Annotated in this window: 24 protein-coding genes; 17 read left to right on the top strand and 7 right to left on the bottom strand. The window is 41.3% G+C overall.

Annotation, left to right across the window (positions count from 1 at the left end):
* Positions 1–52: 52 nt before the first annotated feature.
* The 3 genes from ACYQY7_RS03410 (at position 53) to ACYQY7_RS03400 (ending at position 2,898) form a co-directional block, all read left to right on the top strand.
* Positions 53–397, top strand: a complete 345-nt coding sequence (locus tag ACYQY7_RS03410; RefSeq protein WP_461200735.1) for a YlbF/YmcA family competence regulator — start codon at positions 53–55, stop codon at positions 395–397.
* Between the two features lie 71 nt (positions 398–468).
* A complete protein-coding gene (locus ACYQY7_RS03405) occupies positions 469–1,329 on the top strand; it encodes a Cof-type HAD-IIB family hydrolase (RefSeq protein ID WP_461200734.1) in 861 nt (286 codons plus the stop codon).
* A 69-nt stretch (positions 1,330–1,398) separates the two neighbouring features.
* A complete protein-coding gene (locus ACYQY7_RS03400) occupies positions 1,399–2,898 on the top strand; it encodes a coproporphyrinogen III oxidase (RefSeq protein ID WP_461200733.1) in 1,500 nt (499 codons plus the stop codon).
* Between the two features lie 19 nt (positions 2,899–2,917).
* Here ACYQY7_RS03400 and ACYQY7_RS03395 read toward each other — a convergent pair whose 3' ends face one another.
* Positions 2,918–3,103, bottom strand: a complete 186-nt coding sequence (locus tag ACYQY7_RS03395; protein WP_461200755.1) for a YhzD family protein — start codon at positions 3,101–3,103, stop codon at positions 2,918–2,920.
* 121 nt (positions 3,104–3,224) lie between these two features.
* On the opposite strand from ACYQY7_RS03395, the gene ACYQY7_RS03390 reads away from it, so the two are divergent.
* The 3 genes from ACYQY7_RS03390 (at position 3,225) to ACYQY7_RS03380 (ending at position 5,192) form a co-directional block, all read left to right on the top strand.
* Positions 3,225–3,392, top strand: coding sequence for a sporulation YhaL family protein (locus ACYQY7_RS03390; RefSeq protein ID WP_461200732.1), 168 nt, complete (start codon positions 3,225–3,227; stop codon positions 3,390–3,392).
* Between the two features lie 103 nt (positions 3,393–3,495).
* A complete protein-coding gene (gene serC, locus ACYQY7_RS03385; RefSeq protein ID WP_183248358.1) occupies positions 3,496–4,572 on the top strand; it encodes a 3-phosphoserine/phosphohydroxythreonine transaminase in 1,077 nt (358 codons plus the stop codon).
* A gap of 98 nt (positions 4,573–4,670) precedes the next feature.
* Positions 4,671–5,192 (top strand): tryptophan transporter, encoded by a 522-nt coding sequence (locus ACYQY7_RS03380; protein ID WP_461200731.1) that lies wholly within the window; start codon positions 4,671–4,673, stop codon positions 5,190–5,192.
* Between the two features lie 44 nt (positions 5,193–5,236).
* On the opposite strand, the gene ACYQY7_RS03375 is transcribed toward ACYQY7_RS03380, so the two are convergent.
* Positions 5,237–5,419 carry a hypothetical protein gene (locus ACYQY7_RS03375; protein ID WP_461200730.1) on the bottom strand — a complete coding sequence of 61 codons (183 nt, stop codon included), beginning with the start codon at positions 5,417–5,419 and terminating at the stop codon, positions 5,237–5,239.
* A gap of 133 nt (positions 5,420–5,552) precedes the next feature.
* Here ACYQY7_RS03375 and ACYQY7_RS03370 point away from each other — a divergent pair, with 133 nt between their 5' ends.
* Positions 5,553–6,152 (top strand): HTH-type transcriptional regulator Hpr, encoded by a 600-nt coding sequence (locus ACYQY7_RS03370; RefSeq protein ID WP_180271060.1) that lies wholly within the window; start codon positions 5,553–5,555, stop codon positions 6,150–6,152.
* Here the strand turns inward: ACYQY7_RS03370 and ACYQY7_RS03365 are convergent.
* Positions 6,132–6,473 (bottom strand): YhaI family protein, encoded by a 342-nt coding sequence (locus tag ACYQY7_RS03365; protein ID WP_461200729.1) that lies wholly within the window; start codon positions 6,471–6,473, stop codon positions 6,132–6,134. The two genes, ACYQY7_RS03370 and ACYQY7_RS03365, sit on opposite strands and share 21 nt — an antisense overlap.
* A 138-nt stretch (positions 6,474–6,611) precedes the next feature.
* Here ACYQY7_RS03365 and ACYQY7_RS03360 point away from each other — a divergent pair, with 138 nt between their 5' ends.
* Positions 6,612–6,791 carry a hypothetical protein gene (locus ACYQY7_RS03360; protein WP_032100882.1) on the top strand — a complete coding sequence of 60 codons (180 nt, stop codon included), beginning with the start codon at positions 6,612–6,614 and terminating at the stop codon, positions 6,789–6,791.
* A gap of 35 nt (positions 6,792–6,826) precedes the next feature.
* Here ACYQY7_RS03360 and ACYQY7_RS03355 read toward each other — a convergent pair whose 3' ends face one another.
* Entirely contained in the window at positions 6,827–6,919 is a 93-nt protein-coding gene (locus ACYQY7_RS03355; protein ID WP_009362001.1) for a YjcZ family sporulation protein, read from the bottom strand.
* 165 nt (positions 6,920–7,084) lie between these two features.
* Here ACYQY7_RS03355 and ACYQY7_RS03350 point away from each other — a divergent pair, with 165 nt between their 5' ends.
* Positions 7,085–7,918, top strand: a complete 834-nt coding sequence (locus tag ACYQY7_RS03350) for a peptidylprolyl isomerase (protein WP_461200728.1) — start codon at positions 7,085–7,087, stop codon at positions 7,916–7,918.
* A gap of 44 nt (positions 7,919–7,962) precedes the next feature.
* Here the strand turns inward: ACYQY7_RS03350 and ACYQY7_RS03345 are convergent, their stop codons facing one another.
* Positions 7,963–8,382: an HIT family protein gene (locus ACYQY7_RS03345; protein ID WP_461200727.1), complete on the bottom strand. Its 420-nt coding sequence runs from the start codon at positions 8,380–8,382 to the stop codon at positions 7,963–7,965.
* Between the two features lie 403 nt (positions 8,383–8,785).
* Between ACYQY7_RS03345 and ACYQY7_RS03340 the strand changes: the two genes are divergently transcribed.
* Both ACYQY7_RS03340 and ACYQY7_RS03335 read left to right on the top strand, forming a co-directional pair.
* On the top strand, positions 8,786–9,532 hold the full coding sequence (locus tag ACYQY7_RS03340) for an ABC transporter ATP-binding protein (protein ID WP_461200726.1): 747 nt from the start codon (positions 8,786–8,788) through the stop codon (positions 9,530–9,532).
* Positions 9,525–10,709, top strand: coding sequence for an ABC transporter permease (locus ACYQY7_RS03335; RefSeq protein WP_461200725.1), 1,185 nt, complete (start codon positions 9,525–9,527; stop codon positions 10,707–10,709). The genes ACYQY7_RS03340 and ACYQY7_RS03335 overlap by 8 nt, the downstream gene beginning before the upstream one ends.
* 10 nt (positions 10,710–10,719) lie before the next feature.
* On the opposite strand, the gene ACYQY7_RS03330 is transcribed toward ACYQY7_RS03335, so the two are convergent.
* The gene (locus ACYQY7_RS03330) at positions 10,720–11,895 is read right to left on the bottom strand and encodes a M20 family metallopeptidase (protein ID WP_461200724.1); all 1,176 of its coding nucleotides are present in this window, start codon (positions 11,893–11,895) and stop codon (positions 10,720–10,722) included.
* 96 nt (positions 11,896–11,991) lie between these two features.
* Between ACYQY7_RS03330 and ACYQY7_RS03325 the strand changes: the two genes are divergently transcribed.
* The gene (locus ACYQY7_RS03325; RefSeq protein WP_461200723.1) at positions 11,992–12,360 is read left to right on the top strand and encodes a rhodanese-like domain-containing protein; all 369 of its coding nucleotides are present in this window, start codon (positions 11,992–11,994) and stop codon (positions 12,358–12,360) included.
* Between the two features lie 15 nt (positions 12,361–12,375).
* On the opposite strand, the gene ACYQY7_RS03320 is transcribed toward ACYQY7_RS03325, so the two are convergent.
* Positions 12,376–12,882 carry an antibiotic biosynthesis monooxygenase family protein gene (locus tag ACYQY7_RS03320; protein WP_461200722.1) on the bottom strand — a complete coding sequence of 169 codons (507 nt, stop codon included), beginning with the start codon at positions 12,880–12,882 and terminating at the stop codon, positions 12,376–12,378.
* A 180-nt stretch (positions 12,883–13,062) separates the two neighbouring features.
* Between ACYQY7_RS03320 and hemE the strand changes: the two genes are divergently transcribed.
* From hemE to ACYQY7_RS03295, 5 genes are all read left to right on the top strand, one after another.
* Positions 13,063–14,112, top strand: coding sequence for a uroporphyrinogen decarboxylase (gene hemE / locus ACYQY7_RS03315; RefSeq protein WP_461200721.1), 1,050 nt, complete (start codon positions 13,063–13,065; stop codon positions 14,110–14,112).
* A 7-nt stretch (positions 14,113–14,119) separates the two neighbouring features.
* Complete coding sequence (hemH, locus tag ACYQY7_RS03310; protein ID WP_461200720.1) at positions 14,120–15,067, top strand: ferrochelatase; 948 nt, start codon at positions 14,120–14,122, stop codon at positions 15,065–15,067.
* On the top strand, positions 15,064–16,482 hold the full coding sequence (hemY, locus tag ACYQY7_RS03305; RefSeq protein ID WP_461200719.1) for a protoporphyrinogen oxidase: 1,419 nt from the start codon (positions 15,064–15,066) through the stop codon (positions 16,480–16,482). Before hemH ends, hemY begins: the two co-directional genes overlap by 4 nt.
* Positions 16,483–16,583: 101 nt before the next feature.
* Positions 16,584–17,153 (top strand): TetR/AcrR family transcriptional regulator, encoded by a 570-nt coding sequence (locus tag ACYQY7_RS03300; protein ID WP_461200718.1) that lies wholly within the window; start codon positions 16,584–16,586, stop codon positions 17,151–17,153.
* 74 nt (positions 17,154–17,227) lie between these two features.
* Positions 17,228–19,537 (top strand): YhgE/Pip family protein, encoded by a 2,310-nt coding sequence (locus ACYQY7_RS03295; protein WP_461200717.1) that lies wholly within the window; start codon positions 17,228–17,230, stop codon positions 19,535–19,537.
* Positions 19,538–19,570: the final 33 nt, after the last annotated feature.

Below are 19,570 nucleotides of genomic sequence, written 5' to 3'. Positions count from 1 at the left end.
GCCGCTTCGCTCATAGTGTAAAAAGAAAGGGAAAATGAGAGGAGCGTGTCGCATGGACGTCTTTCAAGCCATTCACGAGCTTTCGGAAGCGATTCGTACAAGTGAACCGTTTGCAGAGCTTCGTCGCGCGTATGAGCAAGTGCAGCACGACCCGACTGCGCACCAATTATTTGCTAGATTTCGTACATTACAAAAACAGCTTCAACAAAAACAAATGAGCGGATTTCCGGTCAGCGATGCAGATGTCGAATTGTTGCAACAACATTTGCACGTCATTGAAATGAACGAAAATATTGCGCGGCTTATTCAGGCAGAGGAACGTTTAAACGAGTTGTTTGCTCAAGCGATGACTGCGATGATTCAGCCAATTGAACAGCTATATGACGGACACTCATAAAAATGGGTGTTCTTTTTTTTATCCCCTTGTCATACGTATGAATGAAGCCACGACATCGAGGGGGGACGTTCATGTATAAATTACTTGCACTAAATATTGATGGGACACTATTAAAACAAAATGGGAAATTAGAGAAAAAAACGAAGGAAGCCATCGACTTTGTGAAGAAAAAGGATGTATATATTACGTTGCTCACGTCAAGAAATTTTTTATCAGCGAAAAAAGTAGCCAAAGCGCTGAAGTTAGATTCATATTTAGTGACGTTTCAAGGGGCGCTCGTTGCAAAATCATTAGAAGAAAAGTTACAGGAGTCTGTCATTCCAGCACAAAAAACGTTCGATATTGTACACGTGCTTGAGCATTTCAATTGCAACGTTCGTTTGCTTCACGAACGGTATTCAATCGGAAATCGCAAAAAAATAAAAAACAATATGATTGCGAAAACAATTTTAGGGGATCCGTTTTTTTATCCAGCACAATTTGTTGACTCGTTAAGTGATGTGTTGCGCGATGATCCGATTGATGTCATGAAAATCGATGTGTTTTACTCAAATGAAGACGAATGTGATGAAATTGTTGAAACGATTGAGCGTGCGTTCCCGGACGTTTCTCTCAGCGTTAGTGAGGGAAAAATTGAATTACTGCCAAAAAACGTTTCAAAACTAAACGGGTTAATTCGTCTCGGAAACGAACTCGGCATTTCGTTAAAAGAAATGGTCGTCATTGGAGATGATTTGGATGATATGCCAGCCATTGAAGCGGCGGGGCTTGGTGTTGCGATGGGCAATGCGCCAAAAGAAGTAAAAGCCGTTGCTGATTGGGTGACGCGTTCAAACGAACAACTGGGTGTCGCATATATGATTAAAGAACATTTCCGCAAACAACATCGTCCCCAGTTTTTACGGCAAATTCGCACAATAGAGAAAAAATAATTTCCGTTTCTTGACGAGCTTTTCGCTTCTTCTGTACACTTAAGTGAGTTTAATATTTTGAGGCGAAAGGTGATTTCATTGCGTATTGACATTTGCGGACTTGATCGAGTTGAACGTTTTCAACGCTCACTTGAAGTCATTACCGGTTTATTTTTTGAAGAGCAAACGCTCTCTTTCGTACCGACAGAAGAAGCGAACGTGCGCGTGACGATTGCTGTGCATGAGAACAAGCAGCTCGTCGTTGTTGGTACGTTGCAAGATGAACACGGTGGCACGTATGAAGCTCGTTACGAACGATTGTGGAAAACAGAAGAAGAAAAAGGGCGCATGAAGCAAGTGAAACATGCGGTTTCACATATATATTTATTACTCATGCAACAATATACAAATTCCATTCAAAAATGGGGTATTTTGACAGGTGTTCGTCCGGTGAAGTTACTTCATCAAAAACTGCGTTCCGGCTTAACGAGAGAAGAAGCACATCGCCAGTTGCGTGAAGATTATTTAGTGACGGATGAAAAAATTCAGCTCATGCAACAAATTATTGATCGTCAGTTGGCGGCCGTGCCAGATCTTTACGATTTATCGAACGAAGTAAGCATTTATATCGGCATTCCGTTTTGTCCGACGAAATGCGCATATTGCACATTCCCCGCCTATGCGATTCAAGGAAAACAGGGATCCGTTGATGCATTTTTATTCGGATTACATTACGAAATGGAGCAAATTGGCCGATTTTTGAAAGAGCGCAACATTTCTATTACAACAATTTATTACGGTGGCGGAACGCCGACAAGCATTACGGCGGAAGAAATGGATGCATTATATGCGCACATGTATCGCGTGTTCCCAAACGTTGAGCATGTACGTGAAATTACAGTCGAAGCAGGAAGACCAGATACAATTACACGAGAGAAGCTTGCGGTGTTGAAAAAATGGAAAATCGACCGTATTAGCATTAACCCACAGTCATATATTCAAGAAACGTTGCGAGCGATTGGTCGCCATCATACGGTTGAAGAGACGATTGAAAAATTTCATCTCGCTCGCGAGGCGGGAATGAACAATATTAATATGGACTTAATTATCGGCTTGCCAGGAGAAAGCATCGAGCAGTTTGATTATACGCTGGCACAAACGGAAAAGCTGATGCCGGAGTCGTTAACGGTGCATACGTTGTCGTTTAAGCGTGCGTCTGAAATGACGAAAAATAAAGAAAAGTATAAAGTGGCGGATCATGATGAAATTAATGAAATGATGAAGCGGGCGGAACGATGGACGAGAGAAAAAGGTTATGTGCCGTATTATTTATATCGCCAAAAAAATATTCTCGGCAATTTAGAAAACGTCGGTTACGCTTTGCCGGGGCAAGAAAGCATTTATAACATTATGATTATGGAAGAGCAACAGTCAATTATCGGGTTAGGATGCGGCGCCTCAAGCAAATTCGTGCATCCAGAAACAAAAGCGATTACGCATTTTGCTAACCCGAAAGAGCCGAAAGCGTATAACGAAAACTACGAACATTACACGAACGAAAAGTTGAAAATGATGGAACAATTATTTTAGCCCCGAGATGATCGGGGCTTTAGCGATGGAATAAAATGAGTTTGCCGCTCGATGTTGTACAGCGATGTGTTTTATGTTGAAACTGTTTTTCTTTTAATTTTTGTTCGCCGATTCGTTTTGCTTCGTCATCGTTGGCGGCAGTAAATGTTTCATCGAGCAGTTTTTCTCCTGTCTTTTCAAAAACGGTTAACGTATATGTTTTCAATTTCTCCACCCCTTTCCATTGCATGTATTCGCTCCTTCGTAATCATTTCCTTCTTTTATACGTCTATTTTTCCGGTTGTTCGCATATGTGTAAAGTAAGACAAGCTTAAAGGGGGATATGTATGCTTATTACATTGCTTCTTGCTGGGATTATTATTAGCGCATATATGGCCATTCGCACAGCAAGAGAAGAAAAGAAAATAGATGAAAAGTTGCTAGAGAAAGAAGGAGAAGTGTACATGGAGCGCATTCGTCAAGCGCGCGAGCAACGCCAGAAGGCCTTGGAATAACAAGGTCTTTTTTCTTTTTTAAAAATTCACAAAAAATTTTCTTCATTTTTTTGTGTTTCATGTTAGGATATATATTATTACATGACATGAGGGGGAAAAAAGTGTGAAACGAGCCTACAATTTTAATGCAGGACCTTCTGCTTTGCCGCTTGCTGTGTTAGAGCGGGCACAAAAACAATTGCTCAACTTTCAACAAACAGGTATGTCTGTCATGGAGTTAAGCCATCGAAGCAAAGAATATGATGCGGTGCATGAGCGTGCCGAGATGTTGTTGCGCAAGCTCATGAATATTCCAGACACGCATGATGTGCTCTTTTTACAAGGGGGAGCGAGTTTGCAGTTTTCGATGGTGCCGATGAACTTGTTGAAGGAAGGAGAAGTCGGCAATTACGTGTTAACAGACTCATGGTCGGATAAAGCGATGAAAGAGGCGAAAAAAGTAGGGGCAACGCACGTCGCAGCTTCGTCGAAAGAAGAAAAGTATACATACATTCCGACGAATATCGAATTGTCCGAACGTCCTGCGTATTTGCATATTACATCAAACAACACAATTGCCGGAACACAATGGCGTGAATTTCCAAACGTGTCTGTCGACTTAATTGCGGATATGTCGAGTGATATTTTAAGTCGCCACATTGATGTGAGTCGTTTTGCGCTCATTTATGCGGGGGCGCAGAAAAATTTAGGTCCTTCAGGCGTGACGGTTGTTATCATTCGTAAAGATTTGCTAGCGAAAGGGGACGATCGTTTGCCGACGATGTTAAACTATCGCACATATAGCGAAAGCCGTTCGTTATACAACACCCCGCCAACATTTGCGATTTATATGTTATCGCTCGTGCTCGAATGGGTAGAAGAACAAGGCGGCGTTCAAATGATTGAAAAGAAAAATGCGGAAAAAGCTGCGCTATTGTACCGTTGTATTGATGAAAGTGAAGGTTTTTACAAAGGGCATGCAAAAAAAGAAAGCCGTTCGCATATGAATGTCACATTTACGTTGCCGAACGAAGAGCTCACCAAGAAGTTTTTAGCAGAAGCAAAAGAAAAGGGATTGATCGGGCTAGCTGGTCATCGTTCTGTCGGTGGTTGTCGGGCATCCATTTACAATGCAGTTGATATGGAAGCATGTGAAGCGCTTGTACAGTTTATGGAAACGTTCCGAAAAAATATTTTTTGAAAATTTTTATTTTACCTCGGCACTTTAAAGTGCTATAATATTGTTAAACTTGTTTACAAGCTGAGAAGAGAAAAGAATGAGATGAGGAGAGATGAGAAATGAATACGAGAACGTTAGTATTGTTGTCGCTTTTTGTAGGTATTGGTGCGGTGTTGCACGCAGTCATTCCGGGGTTTTTCTTTGGAATGAAGCCCGATATGATGCTCACGATGATGTTTTTAGGCATTATGCTCTTCCCGAACAAAACAGCGGTTAGTTTGTTAGCGATTGCTACAGGTATCATTTCTGGGGTGACGACGAGTTTCCCAGGAGGATTTATCCCGAACGTCGTTGATAAAGTCGTGACAGCTACACTCTTTTTTGGGTTGTTGATGTTGTTTAAGACGAAAGCGACGCCATTAAAAGCGGCATTGCTTACTGCTGTAGGTACGTTCATTTCAGGTGCGACGTTTTTAACTGTTGCGTTGACCGTTGTTGGTTTGCCAGGGGGAGCAACGTTTGGTGGACTGTTCGTCGCTGTTGTCATTCCGACAGCGTTTGTCAATACGGTTGCGATGATCGTCATCTATCCGATCGTACAGTCGCTGATGAGACGAACATATACCGTTCCACAACAATAATAAAAAACCCGATCGTTTATGGTCGGGTTTTCCTTATATCACTCTCACTGCATACGCATGAGCAAAAGGGTAACAGCGATAAAAAAAATGGCAAGGCTTCCAAATACGCTTATACGCTGCTTTAACACTTTTTTCGGTGGATACATGCGCGTTTTATTCAACATAGAAAACGTAGCAATCGTCAAATACAAAAAGATGAACCCAATCGTCGCCGTTGCGATGATCATGTTTGTTCCTCCTAATTCGAAAAGTATATATTTAAATTTATTAAAAATTCTAATATTTAATACTTTATTATTTATTGTTTTACTGGCATAATAAAAGATAAAAATAAGGAAATATGAAAAAGTGGGTGGAGAGATGAAAAGCACGGAACGACATTATTCTGTTAAAGAGGCGATGTTATTTAGTCAAAGAGTTGCCCAATTAAGCAAAGCATTGTGGAAATCAATCGAAAAAGATTGGCAACAATGGATTAAACCGTTTGACTTAAACATTAACGAACATCATATTTTATGGATCGCATACCATTTAAAAGGGGCATCGATTTCTGAAATCGCAAAGTTTGGTGTGATGCACGTATCAACGGCATTCAATTTTTCAAAAAAATTAGAGGAACGGGGATTGTTGTCGTTTTCGAAAAAAGAAGATGATAAGCGAAATACTTACATTGAATTGACAGAAAAAGGAGAAGAGATTTTATTAAAATTAATGGAGTCGTATGATCCAAAACGGACATCTGTTCTTCAAGGAATTCAACCGTTATATGAATTGTATGGTAAATTTCCAGAAATGTTAGAAATCATGTGTATGATCCGAAATGTGTACGGAGACGATTTTATGGAAATTTTCGAGCGTTCTTTCCAAAACATTGAACAAGAGTTTGTTGAAGAAAATGGAAAGTTAAAAAAGAAAGATGAGCAAAAAGAAGAAGTAGCTTCATTCGTTGAGCGTATGTAATAAACATTGAAACTCTGTCATAAGCGGAACGAATAATTGTTGTTTTTTTAACGCATCAATCGTCTCGGCAAGTGGAAGGTTCGGGTGAAGCGCACTCGCAAACTGTGTAAAAAGCGAGGTGAAGATAACGAAGCCTTCCTCTTTTTGTTGCTTATATTGTTCGCTTAATTGTTCACAAAGGTGTAATATACTTTCCACTTCCTCTTTTGTTAAGCCGTAACGAATGACAAGCGCGTAAAATGGCTTTTTTTCCGGTGTAATCATGTCCAACATGAGTGAACAATAATATTCGAGTTTTTCCATGCGTTGTTCGATGCTCATCTTTCGAAACTCCTTTTTGCTTACTTGTGTGTATTATTTTACAGGAATAGTTGTACAAATAAAATGTCTATTATTGATTTATCGAAAAAATCGTTGTAAAGTAGGGGAGTAAATACATAAAAACAGGAGGGGACCGGTTTGGCGCTTTATTTTATACCCCTTGCGACAGTTGTACTTTTCATTATTAATCAGCTAACAAATGCTCTTTGTATTCAAAAAGAAATTCCTGAAGAGAAACAGCCAAAAGTATTTCGTACAATTAATGTCCTTATTACGATTTTACTTATTTCTTCCTACATCGAAGTATTATTTGCGTAAAAAAGCTGACAGTGTTCCTGTCAGCTTTCTTTCGTTTAATATAACCAAGCGGCACCAACAATAATTAATAAAATAAACAACACAACGATTAACGCAAATCCGTTTGCATATCCTACTCCTGCACCCATAGACGACACCTCCTTTCATATATGAAGGCGTTGCGACGCTTTGACAATGTATTGTATGTCAAAAGGAGCGAAAAGGTATGGGCGCAGTTTTGCTTTATTTTAGCTTTCGGAAAAAATATGGTATAGTATGTCTTGTGTACATTTATAGATAGGAGTTGTGGGAGAATGAAAAAATGGACAGTTGCTATGTCGGCAGCAGCGATGCTTGCGCTTTCGGCTTGTAATAGCGGATCGGACGTTGTCGTCGAAACGAAGGAAGGCAACATTACAAAAGAAGAATTGTATAACGAAATGAAAGAACGTTACGGCAAAGACGTCTTACGCGATCTCGTACATGAGAAAGTGTTAAGTAAAAAATTTAAAGTAACGGATGAAGAGCTAAATAAGGAAATCGAGAATTTAAAAGAGATGTATGGTGTTCAATATGATTTAGCGGTGCAGCAAAATGGAGAAGAAGCCATTCGTGACATGGTCAAACTTGATTTGTTGCGCCAAAAAGCAGCGATGGAAGATATTAAAGTGTCAGATGAAGAGTTAGAAAAATATTACAATGAATATAAGCCGAAAGTGAAAGCAAGTCACATTTTAGTCGACGATGAAAAGACAGCAAAAGAAATTAAAGCGAAGTTAGAAAAAGGAGAAGATTTCGCGAAATTAGCGAAAGAATATTCGAAAGATACAGGTTCGGCACAAAACGGTGGCGATTTAGGTTGGTTTGGACCTGGAAAAATGGTTGAAGAATTTGAAAAAGCAGCGTATACGTTAAAAGTCGGTGAAGTAAGCGAACCGGTGAAAACGCAATTTGGCTACCATATCATTAAAGTGACAGATAAAGAAGAGAAAAAGTCGTTTGATGAAATGAAAGAAGAAATGGAATATGAAGTGAAAAAGAGTAAACTCGATGCATCTAAAGTGCAATCGAAACTGGATAAGCTTATGAAAGAAGCGAATGTCGACATTAAAGACAAATCGTTAAAAGACGCATTAAAAGGCGAATAAAACGTTTCGAACGGAAGAAGGTGCCCACGAGGACACCTTCTTTCTTATAGAGCTTGTTTAATTTGCGCAGCGATGTGTTGTAATTCATCAAACGTGTAGTCGCTTTGATGCGATTTCCACACAGCCCCAAATCCATCTCCTTTACCATATCGCGGAATGATGTGCATATGATAATGGAAAACGGTTTGTCCTGCAATTTCTCCGTTGTTGCTTAAAATGTTGATGCCTTCTGGGGAAAACTGTTTACGAATCGCATTGGCGATTGTCGGAACGACCTCAAATACACGCTGGGCGATGTCTGAAGTTAATTCATAAATATTTTCTTTATGTACTTTCGGTACGACGAGCGTATGTCCTTTCGTCACTTGACTAATGTCTAAAAAGGCGATGACATGCTCATTTTCAAATACTTTTGCGGCAGGAATGTCTCCGTTTATAATTTTACAAAAAATACAGTCGCTCATGATGACGCCACCTTTCTTTCCATTTTGTCTTTATTTTACCACACGATTGTCGTTTCGAAAACGGAAAGAGCAGGATGCGCATCGCATCCTGCCCATTGAAGAGGGAGCTTCATGATTTATGTGTCTTTTGGGAACACCTCATTTACGAGTAGAGTCCGTTACGCGTTTGTGAGTATGACGTTGTTCAAGATGACCATCCCCTTTTTCAGGGAGTGCTTTCGTTGTTACAGGCTAGCTTAATGTGCGGCCCGTAGACACCTCATTTCATCGTGTTCTTGAACTTGCTTTGTTGCTCACTGCGACTTACTACTTGTTTGTCCCTCTTCGCTACTTATCGTAACCCGTTTTTCTTTTCGTTATTCATTTGTTAAAATAAAAAATAATCATATACGAAAGGGAAGCGATGATGGCACTATTACAAGTTCAACATTTATTCGGCGGTTATACGAAACAAAACATTTTAGATGACGTATCGTTTACCGTACATGAAGGGGAGGTCGTTGCATTAATCGGGTTAAATGGAGCAGGAAAAAGCACGACGATTAAACATATGATCGGATTGATGCAACCGCGCAAGGGGACAATTACGATAAACGGAATAACGTTTCAAGACGCCCCGACACAATATCGTGCACAATTTACATACATTCCCGAAATGCCTGCCTTATACGAAGAATTAACATTAGAAGAACATTTGCGCCTGACCGCCATGGCGTACGGTGTACGTGATGAGGAATATGAACACCGTGTGCCTAAATTGTTAAAGGCGTTTCGACTTGAGAAAAAATTAGGTGCGTTCCCTGCTTTTTTTTCCAAAGGAATGAAACAAAAAGTGATGATTATATGCGCTTTTTTAGTGAATGTGCCACTTTACATTATTGATGAACCGTTTGTCGGATTAGATCCGCTCGCCATTCAAGCATTGCTTCAACTGATTGATGAACGGAAAAAGCAAGGAGCGGGGATTCTTATGTCGACGCACATTTTAGCGACAGCAGAGCGATATTGCGATTCGTTTGTCATTTTGCATAACGGGCAAGTGAAAGCGGCGGGGTCATTACCAATGCTTCAGGAACAGCTACATATGCCTCATGCAACGCTCGATGATATATATATCGAATTAACGAAGGAAGAGACGAACGATGATTGATGGAAAACAGTTATGGAAAAAGCGGTTTATTGCTTATGTAGCAGAAGTGAGACGATATGGTCGATATATGTTTAATGACCATTTATTGCTCGTCTTGTTTATTGGGATAGGAGTAGGTGCTGTTGTTTATAAGCGGGCGGTCGATGAGCTCATATCGTTTCCGTATGCTGTAATCGCTTCGTTTATATTTGCTTTATTTAGCACACAAAGCGGGGTGCGCACGTTATTACAGGAAGCGGATGCGGTGTTTCTTCTTCCATTAGAGCGACGGCTTCGTCCGTATTTTTGGCGCGCAAGCATATATAGCTTTTTCGTTCATTTGTATGTTTCCTTCATTGTATTCGTTATGTTTCTCCCTCTTCATTTAAAGTTTTCGGAGCAGTCGCCTTTGGTCGTCATGATTGCAATGATGGCGTTAAAAGGGTGGAATATGTTCATCCAATGGAATGAAGATGCTCGAATAGGGCGCCATTTCTTTCCGTTGTTCGTTCGTTTTTTACTGAACGTATTGTTTTTTTATTTCTTACTTGTGAAACAATACGGATTTATGGTGATCATTATTTTGCTTATGATTGTTGTTGTGTTATATGTAGAGCGTAGAGGAAAAAAAGTTGGACTTCAATGGGAGCAGTTGCTTGCCGATGAACAGCGACGAATGCAAACATTTTATCGGCTCGTCCACGCGTTTGTTGATGTTCCTCACATGAAACATACGGTAAAAAAACGAACGTTGCTTCGTTTCGTTTTCCATTTGCTCGATCGTTGGCATATGCGACCGTATACGTATTTGTATGTGCGCACATTTTTTCGTGCCGGCGACTATTTTGGTTTGTTCGTTCGCTTGACAGTTATCGGCATTGTCTTCATTTTTACGTTGCCTCGCGGTGTCGAGTGGTTTGCCCTTTTATGTTCGTATGCGACAGCCGTTCAATTGCTTTCGCTTCGTTCGTACCATCGAGGGCATCCGCTGTTCTTCCTTTATCCGTTGTCATCCGTTGAGGCGCATCGGTCATTTATGCGTGCGTTATTTACTATTGGAATGAACCAAGCGCTTATTTTTGCTATCGTTGCATATATGGCTCATGATGTTTTCACTATGCTATCGACGTTTTTTATTGTTTTCGTATGTTATATAGCGATGATGTTTTATGTAGGAAAAATGAGAGAAGCGGCTTGAACCGCTTCTTTCATTTTTCCATATATTTAATTGCTGTAAGACCGAGCATTTTCGCCGCGATAAGCATGGCGCGTTCATCAAAATCAAATTTTGGATGATGATGCGGATAGGCAGCGGTTGTCGTTTTTGCTTTTGCCCCTGTAAAGAAAAACGTTCCTTTTACATGTTGTAAATAATAGGAAAAATCTTCCCCACCCATATGCGGATGGATTTCGACTACATCGGTTATTTCTTCGATTTCACGGGCGACGGAGACGAGAAATGTTGTTTCGTCTTCATGATTCACCACAGGCGGGTATCCACGCATATATGTGTACTCGTATGTACAACCGTTGGCGATGCATGTACCTTTAACAATTTGCTCAATTTCTCGTTCAATATCGTCACGTACTTGTTCCGAAAATGTCCGTACCGTCCCCACTAACGTAGCACGATCTGCAATGACGTTAAACGCGTTGTCGGAAACGAATGAGCCAATGGAAACAACAGCAGGTTCAAGCGGATCGACGCGACGGCTGACGATTTGCTGTAAATGTAGTACTAGCTGTGATGCGGTAACGATCGCATCTTTCGTTTTGTGTGGTTCTGCTCCGTGACCGCCTGAACCTTGAATGATGATTTGAAAGCGGTCTGCAGCTGCCATGATCGCTCCCGTACGATATTGAATGACGCCTGTCAGCTCTGTTGCCCATAAATGTGTGCCAAAAATCGCATCCACTCCTTCTAAACAACCGTCTTCAATCATCGCTTTTGCTCCACCTGGTGCATATTCTTCTGCATGTTGATGAATGCAAATGATCGTGCCGCTCCAATGTTCGCGCAATTCATAAAGCGCTTTGGCGAGAACAAGTAGTGTGGCAGTATGACCATCGTGTCCACATGCGTGCATGACACCCGGAATTGTTGATTTATATGGCACATCTTTTTCATCTTGAATCGGAAGAGCGTCAAAATCCGCTCGAAGTGCAATCGTTTTTCCGCCTGTTTGACCTTGAATAGTCGCAACTACCCCGTTTCCTCCGACATTTGTCCGCACAGGAATGCCAAGCTGTTTGTAGTAATTTGCAATATACGCTGCTGTTTTATACTCTTGAAACGACAGTTCAGGGTATTGATGCAAATGGCGACGAATCGTAACCATTTCGTTGTAATATTCGTCAAGCTTTGCAAATAGTAATGTTTTCACACGCACCGCTCCTTCTGTTTTTTACCATTATACCATCGTTGACAAATCGTCGAAAACGGGTTAATATACCCATATACGTATTTAGGAGGAGAATATATGGGCACATGGATCAATGTTGTTCTAATTATTTTGCTTATTTATTTTGTTGCAACAAAAATGTTACTAACAAAAGGTGTGGAACATATTACACCAGATGAGTTAAAAGAAAAATTAAAACAAACGAAAGACCGTCAATTTATTGATGTACGCACACCAGCGGAATATCGTGCGCGCAACATTCGCCAATTTAAAAACATTCCGCTTCATCAATTGGCTGATAAACTACATGAGCTCGATCGTGAAAAAGAGACGATCGTTATTTGTCAAAGTGGTATGCGCAGCAATCAAGCGGCCAAAATATTAGCGAAAAATGGGTTTAAACGTGTCGTGAATGTACGTGGCGGCATGAATGCTTGGAACGGGTAAAAGGCTGACAAAACATCAGCCTTCTTTTATGACGGTGTATGTTGTCACATATGACGGACGTGGGAAAATGGATCGTTGTTGGTCGATTCCTTTTTCTGTGCCACGTTTTTCATGCGCTTTTTCGTAAGCTTTTGACTGTTGCCAACGACGAAAGGCGCTTTCATTTTCCCACATCGTCATAATGACGTACGTATCGCTTTTTAACGGACGTAAGACGCGAATGGCGATAAATCCTGGTTCTTGTTCAATTAAGCGCGCCCGCTGTTGAAAACGATGTTCAAATAACGGTCTTCCTTCGTCAGTAACAGGAATATTATTGCAAACAACAAATGATCCCCCTAATGGACCAACCGCATCAAGCACTTCATATGGACGCGGCTCGTGAAAGACGCTTTTTCCTTCTGTTTCATGCACGAGCAATCCGTTCTCCCCATCATGTACAAGCAACATATGTTCGTTCGGATATTGATTGCGCAATCGTTGCAAATAGTCGATTGTGCCATTTGTCATAAATACGTACATCAATATCATCTCCTTCCATTTACTATTCATATTTTACCACTTTCTTTTCTTCTTGGCGATTTCATGAACGTTGCGTATTATTACTACCCAGACGGTGAAAAAATCGGTATAGTTGTGTTAGTGGAAACAAAGAAACAATTTCGCTACACTATAATATAAGCGATTACATAACGAGAAAGGATGGACATAATGATTAAAAACGATACATTTTTACGCGCTTGTCGCGGGGAAGCGACAGAATACGTACCAGTTTGGTATATGAGACAAGCAGGACGTTCGCAGCCAGAATATCGTGCGTTAAAAGAAAAATATTCGCTTTTTGAAATTACACATCAGCCGGAGTTATGCGCATATGTAACACGTTTGCCTGTCGAACAATATAACGTCGATGCGGCCATTCTTTATAAAGATATTATGTCACCGCTTCCAGCGATCGGTGTCGATGTCGATATTAAAGCAGGCATCGGACCAGTTATCGATAATCCAATTCGTTCGCTTGCGGATGTCGAGCGTCTTGGAGAAATTGATCCGGAGAGCGATGTGCCGTATGTGCTTGAAACGATTCGTCTATTGACGAAAGAGCAACTGACTGTTCCACTTATCGGCTTCGCTGGTGCGCCGTTTACTTTAGCAAGCTATATGATTGAAGGTGGACCGTCGAAAAACTATAATAAAACGAAAGCGTTTATGTATGCCGAGCCGAAAGCATGGTTTGCTCTGATGGATAAGCTAGCAGACATGACGATTCGCTACGTCAAAGCGCAAATTCGAGCAGGAGCAAGCGCCATTCAAATTTTCGACTCATGGGTTGGAGCGGTAAACGTTGCGGATTATCGTCAATTTATTAAACCGACGATGGAGCGTATTTTTACAGCGCTTCGCGATGAAAATGTGCCACTTATTATGTTCGGTGTCGGAGCAAGCCATTTAGCAAAAGAATGGCATGACTTGCCGCTTGACGTTGTCGGCTTAGATTGGCGCTTATCGATTCGTGAAGCGCGCGAGATGGGGCTTACAAAAGCGCTACAAGGCAATTTAGATCCAGCCGTATTGCTTGCGCCATGGGAAGTCATTGAAGCGCGCGTGAAACAAATTTTAGATGAAGGCATGGTGCATGAAGGTGGATACGTATTTAACTTAGGGCACGGCATTTTCCCACAAATCAAGCCGGAGACGTTAAGACGACTTACAGCATTTATTCACGATTATTCAGCAAAAAGAAAAGGATGAATAAACGATGTCAAAAAAAGTAATGGGATTGCTTGTCATGGCGTATGGCACGCCATATAAAGAGGAAGATTTAGAGCGATATTACACGCACATTCGACACGGTCGCAAACCGTCAGAAGAGATGTTAACAGATCTTCGCAGGCGGTATGAAGCGATTGGAGGCATTTCTCCGCTTGCAGCCATTACAAAACAACAAGCGGAAAAACTTGCCGAGCGACTGAATGAAGTGCAAGATAATATTGAATTTCGCATGTATTTAGGATTGAAGCATATTGAACCGTTCGTTGAAGATGCCGTTCGGCAAATGCGTGAAGATGGAATAGAAGAAGCGGTTTCGATCGTATTAGCGCCACATTTTTCGACATTTAGTGTGAAATCATATAACGGAAGGGCAAAAGAAGAAGCAGCTCGTTTAGGCGGACCGAAATTGACATGTGTGGAAAGTTGGTACACTGAACCGAAATTCATTCAATATTGGGCAGAGCGAGTAAAAGAAACGTATGCTTCGATGACTGAACGAGAACGGGAAAAAGCGGTGCTGATCGTTTCAGCGCATAGTTTACCTGAAAAAATTATTGCGATGGGCGATCCGTACCCAAAACAACTACAAGAAACAGCCGATTTCATTGCAAAAGAAGCGGGTGTTTCGGAATACGTCACTGGTTGGCAAAGCGCAGGAAATACGCCAGAGCCATGGCTAGGGCCTGATGTGCAAGATTTAACGCGGCAACTATACGAAGAAAAGGGCTATGAGGCTTTTATATATGTTCCAGCTGGCTTTGTCGCGGATCATTTAGAAGTGTTGTATGATAACGACATTGAATGTAAGCAAGTAACGGATGAACTCGGTGTGAGTTACTATCGTCCGCCGATGCCAAACGCTCATCCGCAGTTTATTGACGCCCTTGCAACCGTTGTGTTAAACCATTTACGTAAAGAAGGCGGATCATTATGAAAAAGAAAGTCGTCATTATTGGCGGTGGTATGACAGGATTAACGGCAGCGTATTATTTGCAAAAAGAGGCTCATGAAAAGCAGCTGCCAATTTCCTGTGAATTAATTGAGGCGAGTCATCGACTTGGTGGGAAAGTACAGACGGTTTATCGCAATGGATTTGTCATTGAACGAGGACCAGATTCTTTTTTGGCACGAAAAATGAGCGCCTCACGCCTCATTCACGAAGTCGGACTTGAAAAAGAGCTCGTGCATAATACGGCAGGTCAATCGTACATTCTCGTCAATCGAACGCTTCATCCAATTCCGGGTGGTGCGGTGATGGGCATTCCGACAAAAATCGCACCGTTTGTTATGACGCGTCTCTTTTCTCCATTTGGCAAACTGCGCGCAGCAGCTGACTTTGTTTTGCCACCGTTGAAAGCGGAAGGAGACGTATCGCTCGGACAATTTTTCCGTCGTCGTCTCGGGAATGAAGTTGTTGACCGTCTCATTGAACCTTTATTATCAGGTATTTATGCAGGCGATATTGACCAGCTTAGCTTAATGGCGACGTTCCCTCAATATTTCCATTTAGAGCAAAAACACGGAAGCCTCGTGTTAGGAATAAAGCGATCGATGCCGAAACAAAAAACGAAACAAAAAAGCGACAAAGGCATTTTTCAAACGTTAAAAACAGGGTTGTCATCTCTCGTTGATGCGATAGAGCAAAAGTTAGAAAAAGGAACGGTGCATAAAGGGGTACGTGTTGAGCGTATCGAAAAAGTCGATGACACATATGTTTTAACGTTAAGCAACGGAGAGAAAAAAGAAGCGGATAGCGTCATTATTGCTGTTCCGCATCAATCATTGACATCGCTTTTTCCAAATGAAACGATGTTTTCTTCTTTTGAAACGATGCCATCTACGTCTGTTGCAACGGTTGCGTTAGCGTTTCCGAAAGAAGCGGTAGCGAAAGATATGAACGGAACAGGATTTGTCGTTTCACGCGATAGCGACTATACGATTACCGCATGTACGTGGACGCATAAAAAATGGCCACATACGACACCAGAAGGGTACGTTTTGTTGCGTTGTTATGTCGGTCGACCTGGTGATGAAGCGGTTGTTGATCAAACAGACGATGATATTGTCCAAGTTGTCATGGACGATTTGAATAAAGTGATGAATATGACGATGAATCCGATGTTTTCGATCGTGACGCGCTGGAAACAATCGATGCCGCAATATACGGTCGGTCATCGTGAACGAATCGAGCGCGTCAAACAAAATATGCAACAACAACTCCCTGGCGTCTTTTTGGCGGGCAGTTCGTATGAAGGTCTTGGGCTTCCAGACTGTATTGATCAAGGAGAAGAAGCGGTAAAAAAAGTGTTACATTATTTAGCTTATACGAAAGAAAAGGTGTCATTATAATATTAGGCACCTTTTTTTCTTGCAAACATATATCCATTATGATAAGATGTAAAACGAAATGACCAAAATGTTCATTTAGTCAAAATAAAGGATGAACGCCTATGTCAGAAAAAAGAAAACAAATTATTGAAGCGGCAACGAAGTCGTTTTCGCTTTTTGGTTATAAAGCGACAACGATGGATCAAGTGGCGAAAATGGCGAATGTCGGTAAAGGGACGATTTATACGTTTTTCAAAAGCAAAGAAGAGCTGTTAGAAGAAATCGTTTCTTCGATTATTTTTGAAATTAAGCACGAGGCAGATGCCGTAATTGATCAACGCTTGTCATTTAAAGAAAACGTGCAACGTGCTTTGCAACGTATTTTTACGTTTCGCAAAGAGCATGAATTGACGATCAAGCTGTTACAAGAAGTGCGTGATATCGGGACGCCAGCTGTACGTGATGTGATGAAGCGGCTTGACCGAGAAATGATCGCTTACGTTCGTGAAAAAATAGAAGAGGCGATGGCAAAAGGGGAAATTCGTTCGTGTGATCCCGAATTAACAGCATTTTTAATGTTTAAAATGTATATTGCTTTAAACGTTGATTGGGAAAAAGAACATGAACCATTGCCACAACAAAAAATGGCCGAACTGTTTGATTTGTACTTATTAAAAGGATTATCTCGATGATGATCCTTCTCTTTTTTGCAAGAAATGACTAAATGAACAAATTGGTCAATATTTTTAAAAAGGGGGTTGAGCATATGCATACATTCCGATTATTGATACAAGAAATCAAAGCGGTCACTTCCAATCGGAAAGTGCTTATTCCGATTATCGCTGTCTTATTTATTCCGCTTTTATATAGTGGTATGTTTTTATGGGCGTTTTGGGATCCGTACGATCATTTAGACGATTTACCTGTCGCTGTTGTCAATAATGACAAAGGCGCGACATTTGAAGGGGAAGAACTTCATATTGGTGACGATCTCGTTGACAAGTTAAAAGAAAAAAAACAGTTTGATTGGCATTTTGTAAGCCAGCGTGAAGGGGAAAAAGGATTAAAAGAACAACGATATTATATGCTTATTGAAATTCCAGAAGATTTTTCAAAAAACGCAACGACGTTACAAGACAATCACCCGAAAAAGCTTCAACTTATTTACAAGCCAAATGAAGGGTTTAACTTTTTATCTGCGCAAATCGGTGGAACAGCGGTTGAAAGAATGAAAACAGAGGTAGCGAAAACATTAACCGAAACGTACGCAGAAAACATGTTTGACAAAGTAAAAACGTTGGCAGATGGACTAACAAAAGCGAGCGACGGAGCAAAACAATTGCATGACGGACTCGTTGATGCAAGCGAAGGAACGAATAAGCTATATGATGGAATGAAAAAAGCGCAAAATGGCTCCGATGAATTGTATCGCCATTTAGCAACGCTTGCGGAAAAATCCATTACATTTACGAACGGTTTGCATAAAGCAGCTGACGGTTCAATGCAAGTTCAAACGGGTGTTCAAACGCTTCATGCTGGGATGAAGCGTATGGTAGATGGGCAAGGACAATTGCTTGTAGGAGCACAGCAAGCAAAAGAAGGAACAGTGAAACTGGCTTTAGGTACAAATCGTGTGCTTGAAGGAATGAAAGCACTCGATGCTCGTATGCCACAGCTTTTACAAGGTTCAGAACAATTAAGCGCAGGGGCAGAAAAATTAGCTGCATCACTTGCCGAGTGGCGGCAAGGAGCGTCGCAAGTTCAAACAGGTGCAACACAAGTGACAGGCGGGTTAGAGAAGTTAGCTGTTCAACTTGATGCCCTCATTGCACAAACGTCAGATCCAGCGCAAAAAGCAGTATATGAGCAACTAAAACAAAACGTTGTGCAATTGTCGGTAGGAAGCAAGCAAGTGGAAAACGGAGTGGCACAGTTAAACGATGGCGCCAAGGCGTTGCAAGCAGGGGCAACATCGTTAAGTCATGGGGCAAAGCAGTTGCATGAAGGGCATATCGCTCTCAAAGGTGGCGTAAATCAACTGCTTGCTGGGCAACAACAACTTGCTGATGGGGCAAATGCGTTAGTGAACGGACAAGAACAGCTTGTTTCGGGCATGAATACGTTACATGAAAAAATGGAAGAAGCGGAGCAAGGAACAGCGAAACTTGCAAATGGTAGTCAAACTCTTGCTTCTGGTTTGCAAGCTCTTGCGAATGGGGGAAGCCAATTGCAAGACGGTGCACATCGCTTAGCGGACGGCGCACAACAATTAGCGAACGGAATGAATGAACTAACGAATGGAACAAGAACATTACAAGATGGAATGAATCAGCTTGCGGATGGTTCAGGAGAACTAGCGGATAAATTAAGTGAAGGTGCCGAAAAAGCAAGCGACGTCAAAGCAAACGAAGACGTATATAATATGTTTGCCGAACCGGTGAAAGTAAAAGATAAAAAAATAAATGAAGTGCCAAACTACGGAACAGGATTTACACCATATTTCTTGTCGTTAGGATTGTTTGTTGGGGCACTTTTACTTTCAATCGTCTTTCCACTTCGCGAGCCAGCTGGGTTGCCGCGCTCACCATTTCAATGGTTTTTTGCGAAATTTGGTGTACTCATTGGTGTAGGTGTGTTACAAGCACTCCTTGCTGACAGCGTATTGCTTTTCGGACTCGATTTACAAGTAAAAAGCGTTCCGTTATTCATTTTATTTAGTGTGGTGACAAGCATTTCCTTTTTATCAGTCATTCAATTTCTCGTGACTGTTTTTGGTGATCCGGGACGATTTATCGGGATTGTCGTCTTAATTTTACAGTTGACAACAAGTGCCGGAACGTTCCCGCTTGAATTAATCCCACGTGCGTTGCAACATTTTAACGCATGGCTTCCAATGACATATTCTGTTTTCGGATTAAAAGCGGTCATTTCAAGCGGCGATTTCTCGTTTATGTGGGAAAACATCGGAAAGTTGCTCATGTTTATCGTCGTGATGATGGCGGGAACGATGACGTATTTTACGATCCAACATCGTCGCCAATTTACAACGATTGTCGAAAAAGCTTCTGAGGCGTAAGACGCTTCAGAAGTTTTTTTGTAATGAAAAAAA

Source organism: Anoxybacillus sp. TBDG-1 (assembly GCF_054815885.1).
The sequence above is the reverse complement of the archived record's forward strand: the minus strand, read 5'-3'. Positions and strand labels throughout refer to the sequence as shown.

Excerpts from the sequence above, each read along its gene's own strand:
- ACYQY7_RS03410 (WP_461200735.1), top strand. The coding sequence starts at position 53 with ATGGACGTCTTTCAAGCCATTCACGAGCTTTCGGAAGCGATTCGTACA.
- ACYQY7_RS03405 (WP_461200734.1), top strand. The coding sequence starts at position 469 with ATGTATAAATTACTTGCACTAAATATTGATGGGACACTATTAAAACAA.
- ACYQY7_RS03390 (WP_461200732.1), top strand. The coding sequence starts at position 3,225 with ATGCTTATTACATTGCTTCTTGCTGGGATTATTATTAGCGCATATATG.
- ACYQY7_RS03380 (WP_461200731.1), top strand. The coding sequence starts at position 4,671 with ATGAATACGAGAACGTTAGTATTGTTGTCGCTTTTTGTAGGTATTGGT.
- ACYQY7_RS03375 (WP_461200730.1), bottom strand. The coding sequence starts at position 5,419 with ATGATCATCGCAACGGCGACGATTGGGTTCATCTTTTTGTATTTGACG.
- ACYQY7_RS03370 (WP_180271060.1), top strand. The coding sequence starts at position 5,553 with ATGAAAAGCACGGAACGACATTATTCTGTTAAAGAGGCGATGTTATTT.
- ACYQY7_RS03365 (WP_461200729.1), bottom strand. The coding sequence starts at position 6,473 with ATGAGCATCGAACAACGCATGGAAAAACTCGAATATTATTGTTCACTC.
- ACYQY7_RS03355 (WP_009362001.1), bottom strand. The coding sequence starts at position 6,919 with ATGGGTGCAGGAGTAGGATATGCAAACGGATTTGCGTTAATCGTTGTG.
- ACYQY7_RS03350 (WP_461200728.1), top strand. The coding sequence starts at position 7,085 with ATGAAAAAATGGACAGTTGCTATGTCGGCAGCAGCGATGCTTGCGCTT.
- ACYQY7_RS03345 (WP_461200727.1), bottom strand. The coding sequence starts at position 8,382 with ATGAGCGACTGTATTTTTTGTAAAATTATAAACGGAGACATTCCTGCC.
- ACYQY7_RS03340 (WP_461200726.1), top strand. The coding sequence starts at position 8,786 with ATGATGGCACTATTACAAGTTCAACATTTATTCGGCGGTTATACGAAA.
- ACYQY7_RS03335 (WP_461200725.1), top strand. The coding sequence starts at position 9,525 with ATGATTGATGGAAAACAGTTATGGAAAAAGCGGTTTATTGCTTATGTA.
- ACYQY7_RS03325 (WP_461200723.1), top strand. The coding sequence starts at position 11,992 with ATGGGCACATGGATCAATGTTGTTCTAATTATTTTGCTTATTTATTTT.
- ACYQY7_RS03320 (WP_461200722.1), bottom strand. The coding sequence starts at position 12,882 with ATGTACGTATTTATGACAAATGGCACAATCGACTATTTGCAACGATTG.
- hemE (WP_461200721.1), top strand. The coding sequence starts at position 13,063 with ATGGACATAATGATTAAAAACGATACATTTTTACGCGCTTGTCGCGGG.
- hemH (WP_461200720.1), top strand. The coding sequence starts at position 14,120 with ATGTCAAAAAAAGTAATGGGATTGCTTGTCATGGCGTATGGCACGCCA.
- hemY (WP_461200719.1), top strand. The coding sequence starts at position 15,064 with ATGAAAAAGAAAGTCGTCATTATTGGCGGTGGTATGACAGGATTAACG.
- ACYQY7_RS03300 (WP_461200718.1), top strand. The coding sequence starts at position 16,584 with ATGTCAGAAAAAAGAAAACAAATTATTGAAGCGGCAACGAAGTCGTTT.
- ACYQY7_RS03295 (WP_461200717.1), top strand. The coding sequence starts at position 17,228 with ATGCATACATTCCGATTATTGATACAAGAAATCAAAGCGGTCACTTCC.